An 11,778-nucleotide genomic window follows, 5' to 3' on the forward strand; every position below is an offset into this window, starting at 1 on the left:
CGGCTCCCAGGAGGGCCAGCACACCATGAAGCGCCAGATCTTCACCGCGGACCACGAAGCCTTCCGCGAGACGGTACGCACCTTCCTCGCCAAGGAGGTCACCCCGCACTACGCACAGTGGGAGCAGGACGGCATCGTCAGCCGGGACGCCTGGCGGGCCGCCGGACGGCAGGGCCTGCTGGGCCTGGCCGTCCCCGAGGAGTACGGCGGCGGAGGCAACAGCGACTTCCGCTACAGCGCCGTGCTGGCCGAGGAGTTCACCCGCGCCGGAGCGCCGGGCCTCGCCGTCGGACTGCACAACGACATCATCGGCCCTTACCTCACCACCCTCGCCACCGACGAACAGAAGCGCCGGTGGCTGCCCGGCTTCTGCAGCGGCGAGATCATCACCGCCATCGCGATGACCGAGCCCGGCGCCGGCTCCGACCTCCAGGGCATCCGCACCTCCGCCACCGACCACGGCGACCACTGGATCCTCAACGGTTCCAAGACCTTCATCTCCAACGGCATCCTCGCCGACCTCGTCATCGTCGTCGCCCGCACCACCCCCGAGGGCGGGGCCCACGGTCTGAGCCTGCTCGTCGTCGAGCGCGGCATGGACGGCTTCGAGCGCGGTCGCAACCTCGACAAGATCGGACAGAAGGCCCAGGACACCGCGGAACTCTTCTTCCACGACGTCCGGGTGCCCAAGGAGAACCTCCTCGGCGAGCTGAACGGCGCCTTCCTTCATCTGATGACCCACCTCGCACAGGAGCGGATGGGCATCGCCGTCGCCGCGATCGCGGGCGCCGAGCATCTGTTGGAGATCACCACCCGGTACGTCAAGGAGCGCGAGGCGTTCGGCCGCCCCCTCGCCCGGCTCCAGCACATCCGCTTCGAGATCGCCGAGATGGCCACCGAATGCGCCGTCACCCGCGCCTTCCTGGACCGTTGCACAGCCGACCACGCCGCCGGCGAGCTGGACGCCGTACATGCCTCGATGGCCAAGTGGTGGGCCACCGAACTGCACAAACGCGTCGCCGACCGCTGTCTGCAACTCCACGGCGGATACGGCTACATGGCCGAGTTCCCGGTGGCCAAGGCGTACACCGACGGCCGCATCCAGACCATCTACGGAGGGACGACGGAGATCATGAAAGAGATCATCGGCCGCTCCCTGCTCGGCTGACCCGGCGCCGCCCGGCCCGCCCCGCCGTGACTTCTCCCTCTTCCGAAAGGCTGCTTGACGTGAGCACCGAAGCGTACGTGTACGACGCGATCCGCACCCCGCGCGGCCGCGGCAAGGCCAACGGCGCCCTGCACGGCACCAAGCCCGTCGACCTCGTCGTCGGTCTCATCCACGAACTGCGCCGCCGCTTCCCCGGGCTGGACCCGGCCGCCATCGACGACATCGTCCTCGGCGTGGTCAGCCCGATCGGCGACCAGGGAGCCGACATCGCCAAGATCGCGGCCATCGCCGCGGGACTCCCCGACACCGTGGCCGGAGTCCAGGAGAACCGCTTCTGTGCCTCCGGCCTGGAAGCCGTCAACCTCGCCGCCGCCAAGGTCCGCTCCGGCTGGGAGGACCTGGTGCTGGCCGGCGGCGTCGAGTCCATGTCACGGGTGCCGATGGCCTCCGACGGCGGCGCCTGGCACCTGGACCCGATGACCAACTTCGAGACCGACTTCGTCCCGCAGGGTGTCGGCGCCGACCTCATCGCCACCCTCGGCGGCTTCACCCGGCACGACGTCGACACCTTCGCCGCGCTCTCCCAGGAACGCGCCGCCCGGGCGTGGAAGGAAGGCCGCTTCGACCGCTCCGTCGTCCCGGTGCGCGACCGCAACGGCCTGGTCGTCCTCGACCGCGACGAGCACCTCCGCCCCGGCACCACCGCGGAGTCGCTGGCCGGTCTCAAGCCGTCCTTCGCGACGATCGGCGACGCGGGCGGTTTCGACGCCGTCGCGCTGCAGAAGTACCACTGGGTCGAGAAGATCGACCACGTGCACCACGCGGGCAACTCCTCCGGCATCGTCGACGGCTCCGCCCTGGTCGCCATCGGCAACGCCGCCGTCGGCGAGCGCCACGGCCTCACGCCCCGCGCCCGGATCGCCGCCGCCGCGGTCTCCGGCGCCGACCCGACGATCATGCTGACCGGCCCCGCGCCCGCGGCCCGCAAGGCGCTCGCCAAGGCCGGACTGACCATCGACGACATCGACCTCGTCGAGATCAACGAAGCCTTCGCCGCCGTCGTCCTGCGCTTCGCCGACGACATGGGGCTCTCCCTCGACAAGATCAACGTCAACGGCGGCGCCATCGCCATGGGCCACCCGCTGGGCGCCACCGGCGCCATGCTCGTCGGCACCCTCATCGACGAACTGGAGCGCCAGGACAAGCGGTACGGCCTGGCCACCCTCTGCGTCGGCGGCGGCATGGGCATCGCCACCGTCATCGAGCGCCTCTGACCGCCCGTCCCACCCCTTACGGAGAATCCACAGTGAGCGAGACCTCTGCGATGTCGACCATCCGCTGGGAGCAGGACGAGACCGGCGTGGTCACCCTGGTCCTGGACGATCCCGGCCAGTCCGCCAACACCATGAACGATGCCTTCAAGACCTCCCTCGGCGCGGTCGCCGACCGCCTGGAGGCCGAGGCGGACACCGTCCGCGGCATCATCGTCACCTCCGCCAAGAAGACCTTCTTCGCCGGTGGTGACCTGCGCGAACTGATCGCCGTCACCCCCGAAGGAGCCCAGCAGGCGTTCGACGCCGGCATGCGCATCAAGCGCGATCTGCGCCGTATCGAGACGCTCGGCAAGCCCGTCGTCGCCGCCCTCAACGGCGCGGCCCTGGGCGGCGGCTACGAGATCGCGCTCGCCTGCCACCACCGCATCGCCCTCGACACCCCCGCCACCAAGATCGGCCTGCCGGAGGTCACCCTCGGCCTGCTGCCCGCGGGCGGCGGCGTCACCCGCACCGTCCGCCTCCTCGGCATCGCCGACGCCCTGCTGAAGGTCCTCCTCCAGGGCACGCAGTACAACGCCGTACGGGCCAGGGACGCCGGGCTGATCCACGATGTCGCCGCCACGCCCGAGGAACTCCTCGCCAAGGCCCGCGCGTTCATCGACGCCCACCCCGAATCCCAGCAGCCCTGGGATGTCAAGGGGTACCGCATCCCGGGCGGCACCCCCGCGCAGCCCAAGTTCGCCGCCAACCTCCCGGCGTTCCCCGCCAACCTCAAGAAGCAGCTCAACGGCGCGTCCTACCCGGCGCCCCGCAACATCCTCGCCGCCGCGGTCGAGGGCTCCCAGGTCGATTTCGAGACCGCCCAGACCATCGAGGCGCGGTACTTCACCGAGCTGGTCACCGGCCAGATCTCGAAGAACATGATCCAGGCGTTCTTCTTCGACCTCCAGGCCGTCAACTCCGGCGCCAGCCGCCCGAAGGACATCGAGCCCCGCACCGTCGGGAAGGTCGCCGTCCTCGGCGCCGGGATGATGGGCGCGGGCATCGCCTACAGCTGTGCCCGGGCGGGGCTGCAGGTCGTCCTCAAGGACGTCTCGCCGGAGGCCGCCGCCAAGGGCAAGGCGTACTCCGAGGGGCTGCTCGCCAAGGCGCTGGCCCGGGGCCGCACCACCGAGCGCAAGCGGGACGAGCTGCTCGCCCGTATCACCCCCACCGCCGACCCGCAGGACCTCGCCGGCTGCGACGTCGTGATCGAGGCGGTCTTCGAGGACGCCGCGCTCAAGCGCAAGGTCTTCCAGGAGATCGAGCACATCGTGGCGCCCGACGCGCTGCTCTGCTCCAACACCTCGACGCTGCCGATCTCGCAGCTGGCCGAGGGTGTGCAGCGCGATGCCGACTTCATCGGCCTGCACTTCTTCTCGCCGGTCGACAAGATGCCGCTGGTGGAGATCATCAAGGGGGAGCGCACCGGAGACGAGGCGCTGGCCCGCGCCTTCGACCTGGTCCGCACGATCCGCAAGACCCCGATCGTGGTCAACGACTCGCGGGGCTTCTTCACCTCGCGGGTCATCGGCCAGTTCATCAACGAGGGCGTGGCGATGGTCGGCGAGGGTCTCGACCCGGCCTCCGTCGAACAGGCCGCCGCCCAGGCCGGGTACCCGGCCAAGGTGCTCTCCCTCATGGACGAGCTGACGCTGACCCTGCCGCGCAAGATCCGCCGGGAGACGCAGCGCGCCGCGGAGGCGGCCGGCGGCACCTGGGCGCCGCACCCCTCCGACGCGGTCGTCGACCGGATGGTCGACGAGTTCGGCCGCACCGGCCGCAGCGGCGGCGCCGGTTTCTACGACTACGCCGAGGACGGCAGCCGCGCGGGCCTGTGGCCCGGGCTGCGCGAGCACTTCACCCGGCCCGACGCCGCCGTCCCGTTCCGCGACATGCAGGAGCGGATGCTGTTCTCCGAGGCGCTGGACACCGTCCGCTGCTTGGAGGAAGCCGTGCTGACCTCGGTCGCCGACGCCAACATCGGCTCCCTCCTCGGCATCGGCTTCCCCGGCTGGACGGGCGGCGTGCTCCAGTACATCAACGGTTACGAGGGTGGCCTGCCCGGTTTCGTGGCCCGCGCCCGGGAGCTGGCCGCGGCGTACGGCGAGCGCTTCGCACCGCCCGCGCTGCTGGTCGAGAAGGCGGAGAGGGGAGAGACCTTCCGCGACGCCTGACCGAAAGGGCCGGACGGGCGGCGGGACCGGGCACGGCGGGGCGACTCCGCGGCTGCCGCGCCCGGCCTCGCCGCCCGCCCGGCCCGTCGCTGCCACACCCGTCCGAGCCTCGCCCCGCCCGGTGCCGGACAGGTGCCCGGGTCCCGCGCGCGCACGGCAGGCACCGGAGCCCGCAAGCACCAGGTCAGCCCCCGAGCCCCGACAGCCCGGCCTGCCGGGAAGCCCCGCGTCCACCTGCCCCCCCCCGGCCACCCCGAGCCCCGCTCGCCCCCGAGAGCCCCCCAGAGCCCCGACAGCCCGGCCGCCCCGAGCCCCCACGGCCGCCCTGGGCCCCAAGGGAGCCGCGCCACCCTCCGAACGGCCTACCTACCCCTCCTGGAAAGCCTCTCGCAGTTCCTCCTTCATCGAGCGCTGGAACGCGGTGACCAGCGCCTGCACCACCAACGGCTGCATATGGGCGGAGAGGGACTTGATCCGGGCGACGTCCTCGGCGTCCGGGCCGGCCTCCCGGTACGGCTCCCAGACCTCGTCCTTGAAGAGCCGGCTCAGTTCCCGCGCCGCCGACCGGGAGTGCTCCAGCACGACGGTGCGCGCCGCCAGGATCGTCTCCAGCGCGATCGGCACGTCCAGCAGCCGGACGCCCAGATGCAGCAGCCCGGGATCGACCTGGAAGACGTCCGGGGTGTCGGTGCGGACCAGCACACTCATCGCCGCCAGCCGGTCCAGATCGTCCTCGGTCAGCTCCCGGCCTACCCGGCGCTCCAGCTGTTCACGGGTGGTGTCCTCCGCCGTGTCCGGGATCCAGCTCGCCACCAGCGCCCGGTGAATGGCCAGGTCCTGGGCGCTCAGATCGGGCGGCAGCTGCTCCAGATAGCGCTCGATGGCGGAGAGCGTCATGCCCTGGTGCTGCAGCTCCTCGATCAGCGCCAGCCGTGAGAGATGGCCGGGGCCGTAGCGGCCGACGCGGCGGGGGCCGATCTCCGGCGGCGGCAGCAGTCCCCGGGTGCCGTAGAAGCGGATCGTACGGACGGTGACGCCGGCGCGGGCGGCCAGTTCGTCGACGGTCAGGGCGGTGCCGGGCTCGGTTCCGGCCTCCGTGGCGGACTCTTCCATGCGGAACAGTATTGCTGTCTCACCAATAGTGTGAAACCTCGCGAACGTCTCATCGGAATCCGCGCGGCGCCGCGCGCGGCCTCTTCGGTGTGGTTTCGGGAGCGATGCGCCCGTCCGTCGTCATTTCCCGTGAAGATCGCCGGGAATTCATCCGAGTGCGTACGGATCAGCGATTTCAAAATGTCCCGGCGGGGGCAACAGTGGGCAAACGGGCCGAACTTCAGATTGGCTGATAACCCCTGTGATCTGCACCACAGACGAGGGGTCCGGGTTCGGGGAAGGTGTGCCATCGGCCATTCGTGCGAGCCGTGGGATTCGGCCACGGTTCCCGGCGCCTGCCTGAAAGCGAGTTGAACCACCAGTGAGTACAGAGACCACTACGGAAGAAGTACCGCAGTCGCCGGGTGGGGGCGGCGGCGGACGGCAGGACGCGGGGGATGCCGGATACAGCAAGGGCCTCAAGAGCCGCCACATCAACATGATCGCCATCGGCGGGGCCATCGGAACGGGGCTCTTCCTCGGCGCGGGCGGTCGCCTCCACTCCGCCGGACCGGCGCTGGCCATCGCCTACGCGGTCTGCGGCCTCTTCGCCTTCTTCGTCGTCCGTGCCCTCGGCGAGCTGGTCGTGCACCGCCCGTCGTCCGGCTCGTTCGTCTCGTACGCCCGGGAATTCCTTGGCGAGAAGGGTGCCTACGTCGCCGGCTGGATGTATGTCGTCAACTGGTCCACGACCGGTATCGCCGACATCACCGCGATCGCCCTCTACACCCACTACTGGAGTCTTTTCACCGACATTCCGCAGTGGGTGATGGCGTTGATCGCCCTCGCCGTGGTGCTCACCGTCAACCTCATCTCGGTCAAAATCTTCGGTGAGCTGGAATTCTGGTTCGCGATCATCAAGGTCGCGGCGCTGGTCGTGTTCATGTTCATCGGCATCTTCCTGCTGGCCACCCAGCACCCGGTGGGCGGCCACACCCCGGGCCTGCATCTCCTCTCCGACAACGGCGGCTTCTTCCCGACCGGTCTGCTGCCCGTGGTGATCGTGTTGCAGGGCGTCGTCTTCGCGTACTCCGCCGTCGAGCTGGTCGGCGTCACCGCCGGTGAGACCAGCGAGCCCGAGAAGATCGTCCCCAAGGCGGTCAACTCGATCATGTGGCGGGTGGGCGTCTTCTACGTCGGCTCGGTGCTGCTGCTGACGCTGCTGCTGCCGTGGAACAAGTACGTCGGCGGGGAGAGCCCCTTCGTGACCGTGCTCTCCAACGTCGGCGTCCCGGCCGCCGGCGATGTGATGAACCTCGTCGTGCTCACCGCCGCGATGTCCAGCCTCAACTCCGGCCTCTACTCGACCGGCCGCATCCTGCGCTCCATGTCCATGGCGGGCTCCGCGCCGAAGTTCGCCGGGCTCATGAACCGCAACCAGGTCCCGTTCGGCGGCATCATGCTCACCTCCGCCGTCTGTGTGCTCGGCGTGGTGCTGAACTACGTCGTCCCGGGCAAGGCGTTCGAGATCGTGCTGAACATCGCGGCGCTCGGCATCATCAGCACCTGGTGCACGATCATGGTCTGCCACATGGTCTTCGTGCGCCGCGCCAAGGAGGGCGTGGTCCAGCGGCCCCGCTTCCGGCTCCCCGGCACGCCCGTCACGGACCTGGTGACCATCGCGTTCCTGCTCGGCGTCATCGTGCTGATGTGGTTCGACGACGGCGTCGGCCGGCAGACCGTGATGCTGATCCCGGTCCTCGCGCTGGCGCTGACCGGCGGCTGGTTCGCGGTCCGCGGCCGGGTCGGCCGCATCGCCGCGGAGCGGGACGCCGAGACGGCGAAGTAGCACGGCCCCGCAGCCCGCGTGGGCGCCGCGGTGGCCCTGCTTCAGGCCAGGCGGGCCGCGACGGGCGGTGGTGGGAGCGCAAGGCTCCGGGGCAGGGCTGACCCGGGGGGGAGGCGCCTTCTCTCCCTCCCCGGGACCGGCCGGCGGGCCGGGACGTGGACGTACTCGCCCGCGCCCGGCCCCGCCTCAGCCGCCGATCAGCGGATAGTGGTCGGAGAGGTTGGTGTACGTGTACTGCGTGCCCCAGCTGGAGACGGTCCAGGGGGCCGACTCCTCCTTGACGACCGTGTTGTTCCAGCCGGCCGGTCGGGCGTGGCCGTTGCGGTGGAGGACGTAGTCCAGGTCCTCGCGGGGGTCGTTCGGATAGCGGTCCTTGGCGATCGAGTTCTCCTGGGTGTCGAAGGAGTACGGGTGGCCGGTGCGGCTGTCGGCGGGTGCCAGGTCCGCGTTGGTGAGGAGGGCGTCGTACTCGGGGGAGCGGGAGTCGATGTTGAAGTCGCCGGCGACCATCACCTCTTCGTCGGCGGGGATCTTCTTGGCGTCCAGGAACGCGTCCATCTCCGTCAGCTGGGAGGCGCGGTCCGCGGCCGCCTCGCCCGCCTTGCAGCCGGAGTCCGTCGACTGGGTGTGGGTGCCCACCACGTGCACTTTCGTGCCGTTCACGTCCAGGACGGCGTAGACGAAGCCCTTGTTGGAGAGGGCGTCCGAGCCGCAGGCGTCCTTGTATACGTACTGCTCCTTGCGGAGCACGGGCCACTTGCTCAGCAGCGTCACCCCGCCGTCCTCCGGAGTCACCGCGGAGTAGGCGCCGCCGGTGGCGTCCCAGCCGTCCTTGGTGCGGCCGACCACCGGGGTCTGGTACGGATACTCCGCGGCGGCCCGGGACTTGAGGGCGTCCGAGGAGGAGTTGTCGAACGCCTCCTCCAGGACCACGACGTCGTTGCCCCGGAAGAAGTCCGCGTCGGGTATCGCCTGGGCGCGGTGGTCCTGGCCCCAGTTGGGGTAGAGCGTCTTGCTCATCAGGAACGTGTTGTACGTGAGGACCTTCAGGCGCGGGGGCGCCGCCGCGGCCGAGGCGCCGGGTGCGGTGGCGGCGAGGGCGGCGGCGGTCAGCGCCGCGGTGATCACGGCGGACCGGCGGACGCGCGGCGAGAGGTACGACACGGAATCTCCCTGGGGGATGGGGACATGACCCGGAGCCGCCCATCCAACCAGCCGCGGTTACCTCTTGGTAACCGTTGGGTGTGCACGGGGTTCCCCGACGGCGACGGACCCGTCCCGCGGGGGGGCGGGGCCGGGGGCGCGACCACCGCGCGCCCCCGGCCCCTGTCGTGCCGTCCGCGCTCAGCCCTGGTGGGCGGCGTGCGCGGCCGCGATCTTCGGCCACGACGCGGGGCGCGGCGCCGGGGTCGCGCCGCGGGCGCCGAGGGCCTGCCGGGCCGCGCCCGCCGACGGCTTGGACTGCTGGAACAGCCAGGTGTCGAAGAAGTCCGCGAGCGGCTTGCCGGACTTCTTCTCGGCGAAGGACACGAAGTCGGCGACGGAGGCGTTGCCGTACGCGTGCTCCTGCGGCCACGATTTGAGCAGACCGAAGAAGACCTTGTCGCCGAGCTTGTTGCGGAGCGCCTGGAGGGCCACCGCACCGCGGTCGTAGACGGCGTCGTCGAACTGGTTGTCCGGGCCCGGGTCGCCGGGCTTCACGGTCCAGAACGGGTCGTCGGCCGGGTGCTGGTCGTAGACGTAGTCGGCCAGCTCCTGCGCGGTGCCCTCGCCCTCCTTCTCGGACCAGAGCCACTGCGCGTACGCCGCGAAGCCCTCGTTGATCCAGATGTCCTTCCAGTCCTTCAGCGAGACGCTGTCGCCGTACCACTGGTGCGCCAGCTCGTGGACGACGACGGAGACGTTGGCGCCGCGGTCGAACGCCTTCTTCCCGTAGAACGGGCGGGTCTGGGTCTCCAGCGCGTATCCGGCCGGGACATTCGGGACGTAGCCGCCGACGGCGTTGAAGGGGTAGCGGCCGTAGACCGACTCCAGCCAGCCGGTGATCTCGGCGGTGCGCTCGATGCTGGCGCGGGCGGCGCCCTCGTTCGCGCCGAGGTCCTTGCTGACGGCGTTGATGACGGGCACGCCGCCCTCGGTGGTGCCGGTGGTGATGTCGAACTTGCCGATGGCGAGCGTCGTCAGATACGTGGCCTGCGGCTTGTCGGAGCGCCAGTTGTAGCGCGTCCAGCCGAGCTTGGAGGTCTGCGAGGCCAGCACGCCGTTGCTGATCGCCTGGGTGCCGTCCGGCACCGAGACGGAGATGTCGTACGTCGCCTTGTCGGTGGGGTGGTCGTTGCTCGGGTACCACCACACGGCGGAATCCGGCTCCTGCGCCGCCACGCCGCCGTCGGGCGTACGGGCCCACGCGGTCCAGCCGTCGATCTTCACCTCGGAGGGCTTGCCCGCGTACCGCACCACGACGCTGATCTGCTTGCCGCGTTCCAGCGGTGCCGCCGGGGTGATCTCCAGCTCATGGGCGCCCGAGGTGGTGAACGCCGCCTTCTTGCCGTCCACGCGGACCTCGCTGACCTTCAGGGCGAAGTCGAGGTTGAAGCGGGACAGGTCCTGGGTGGTCTTGGCCAGCAACGTCGCCGTGCCCTCCAGGAGGTCCGTCTTCGGCTGGTACTTCAGGCGCAGGTCGTAGTGGGAGACGTCGTAGCCGCCGTTCCCGCTCTCCGGGTAGTAGGAGTCGCCCGCACCGGGCGCGCCGGGGGTGAAGCTCGCCGCCGATGCCGGGATCGCCAGCAGCAGACTGAGCGCGGCCGCGCCCGGGACGAGGAGTCTGTGACGCACCGAGTCCTCCAACTCGTAGGGGTGGTGGAACCGTTCCGACCCTATGTACGCCCCTGTCCCTCGTCATGTCCATGGCCTCAGATGACACAGGAACGACATACGGGCGCGGTGCGGCGGTGCCGTCGGGCGGTCCCGGATCCCGGTGCGCCGCGTGACCGCCGGGCCGGACCCGGCGCCCACGCCACCCCCGTCACGCGACCGGCGCCTCCCGCACCAGCCGTCCGACCTCGTCGGCGCAGCCCCAGGCCACGGTGACGCCCGCGCCGCCGTGGCCGTAGTTGTGCACGCACCAGGCGCCGCCGGGCAGCCGTTCGCCCTCCAGGCGGACCGCGGCGCGGGCGGGGCGCAGGCCCACCCGGTGCGCCAGGATCTCGGCGCCGGCCAGCGCGGGGAAACGGTGGGCGGCGCGCGCCACGATCGCCTCGGCCACCGCCGGATCCGGCTCCGTCGACCAGGCGTGCTCGTGGGCGGTGCCGCCGACCACCACGCCGTAGGGCTGCGGCAGGACGTACGTGGTGTCCGTGGCGCCCGGGGCGGCGGAGACGTACCACTCCTCGATGCCCGGGTCGGCCACCACGACCAACTGGCCCTGCACCGGGTGGACCTGCGGGTCCGGCACCAGCTCGCGGGCGCCGAGGCCGGAGCAGTTCACCACCACCGCGGCCTCCTGGCCCGCCTCGGCGAGTGAGGTGAACGTGGCGCGCTCCACCACACCGCCCGCGGCGCGCAACCGCTGCTCCAGGTAGTGCAGATGCGTCGGCATGTCGACCAGCGGGGTCCGCGCCCGCCAGCCGGTGTGGCCCTCCGGCACCTCGTCGGGGCGGGCCCGGCGCAGACCGGGCACCGCGGAGTACCAGGCGGCGAACGGATCGGCGTCGGCGTCCGGTCCGCCGGGGGCCGCGGGCTCCGTCATCGTCCCGGCCACCATCCGCGCCCCGGTCTCCCGCGGCCGCTCGGCGAGCTGTGCCAGTACCTCGAAGCCGCGCAGCGACCACCGCGCCGCCGGGGCGTGGGGCCGGATGCGGTAGGGCCAGCACAGCCCGCCGGCCACCGCGGAGGTGGAGTCGGCGGCCGGATCCCGGCTCACCAGCCGCACCCGGTACCCGCCCTCCGCCAGCGTGATGGCCGAGGTCAGACCGATGACACCGCCACCGATCACCAGAATGTCGTTCGCCTCGCTCGTCATGTCTGGACGCTATCGGCTGCCGTTCGAACGGGCGAGAGCGGGCCCGCCCACGGACGGCCTACGCGAGCGGGTGACCGGGCGCCGGGACGACGCCCGGCACGGCGGCGCGCGGTGGGGGAACGTCGCAGGTCCGGGGCAGACCTTAGGCTGGAGAGCAG

The 11,778-nt window shown here is 71.1% G+C and carries 8 protein-coding genes; 4 read left to right on the forward strand and 4 right to left on the reverse strand.

What is annotated here, in order from left to right; all coding sequences use genetic code 11:
- Positions 1 to 25: 25 nt before the first annotated feature.
- From ACF1BH_RS08015 to ACF1BH_RS08025, 3 genes are read left to right on the forward strand one after another with little or no spacing between them, the layout of a single operon-like run.
- Positions 26 to 1,168, forward strand: coding sequence for an acyl-CoA dehydrogenase family protein (locus ACF1BH_RS08015; protein WP_391641561.1), 1,143 nt, complete (start codon positions 26 to 28; stop codon positions 1,166 to 1,168).
- A gap of 59 nt (positions 1,169 to 1,227) precedes the next feature.
- Complete coding sequence (locus tag ACF1BH_RS08020) at positions 1,228 to 2,442, forward strand: acetyl-CoA C-acetyltransferase (protein WP_391641562.1); 1,215 nt, start codon at positions 1,228 to 1,230, stop codon at positions 2,440 to 2,442.
- Between the two features lie 50 nt (positions 2,443 to 2,492).
- Positions 2,493 to 4,658: a 3-hydroxyacyl-CoA dehydrogenase NAD-binding domain-containing protein gene (locus ACF1BH_RS08025; RefSeq protein WP_391641625.1), complete on the forward strand. Its 2,166-nt coding sequence runs from the start codon at positions 2,493 to 2,495 to the stop codon at positions 4,656 to 4,658.
- A 366-nt stretch (positions 4,659 to 5,024) separates the two neighbouring features.
- On the opposite strand, the gene ACF1BH_RS08030 is transcribed toward ACF1BH_RS08025, so the two are convergent.
- Positions 5,025 to 5,771 (reverse strand): MerR family transcriptional regulator, encoded by a 747-nt coding sequence (locus tag ACF1BH_RS08030; RefSeq protein WP_391641563.1) that lies wholly within the window; start codon positions 5,769 to 5,771, stop codon positions 5,025 to 5,027.
- A gap of 361 nt (positions 5,772 to 6,132) precedes the next feature.
- Between ACF1BH_RS08030 and ACF1BH_RS08035 the strand changes: the two genes are divergently transcribed.
- Positions 6,133 to 7,599, forward strand: coding sequence for an amino acid permease (locus ACF1BH_RS08035; RefSeq protein WP_391641564.1), 1,467 nt, complete (start codon positions 6,133 to 6,135; stop codon positions 7,597 to 7,599).
- 186 nt (positions 7,600 to 7,785) lie between these two features.
- On the opposite strand, the gene sph is transcribed toward ACF1BH_RS08035, so the two are convergent.
- The 3 genes from sph to ACF1BH_RS08050 all read right to left on the reverse strand — a co-directional run bounded on the left by sph (position 7,786) and on the right by ACF1BH_RS08050 (position 11,620).
- Complete coding sequence (gene sph, locus ACF1BH_RS08040; protein ID WP_391641565.1) at positions 7,786 to 8,763, reverse strand: sphingomyelin phosphodiesterase; 978 nt, start codon at positions 8,761 to 8,763, stop codon at positions 7,786 to 7,788.
- 180 nt (positions 8,764 to 8,943) lie between these two features.
- Positions 8,944 to 10,434, reverse strand: coding sequence for a M1 family metallopeptidase (locus tag ACF1BH_RS08045; RefSeq protein ID WP_391641566.1), 1,491 nt, complete (start codon positions 10,432 to 10,434; stop codon positions 8,944 to 8,946).
- A 190-nt stretch (positions 10,435 to 10,624) separates the two neighbouring features.
- A complete protein-coding gene (locus ACF1BH_RS08050) occupies positions 10,625 to 11,620 on the reverse strand; it encodes an FAD-dependent oxidoreductase (protein ID WP_391641567.1) in 996 nt (331 codons plus the stop codon).
- Between the last annotated feature and the right edge of the window lie 158 nt (positions 11,621 to 11,778).

The sequence above is a fragment of the Streptomyces sp. NPDC014733 genome (assembly GCF_043083385.1).
Classification (GTDB): domain Bacteria; phylum Actinomycetota; class Actinomycetes; order Streptomycetales; family Streptomycetaceae; genus Streptomyces.

Coding starts and splice junctions, on each gene's coding strand:
- ACF1BH_RS08015 (WP_391641561.1), top strand. CDS start 26: ATGAAGCGCCAGATCTTCACCGCGGACCACGAAGCCTTCCGCGAGACG.
- ACF1BH_RS08025 (WP_391641625.1), top strand. CDS start 2,493: ATGTCGACCATCCGCTGGGAGCAGGACGAGACCGGCGTGGTCACCCTG.
- ACF1BH_RS08030 (WP_391641563.1), bottom strand. CDS start 5,771: ATGGAAGAGTCCGCCACGGAGGCCGGAACCGAGCCCGGCACCGCCCTG.
- ACF1BH_RS08050 (WP_391641567.1), bottom strand. CDS start 11,620: ATGACGAGCGAGGCGAACGACATTCTGGTGATCGGTGGCGGTGTCATC.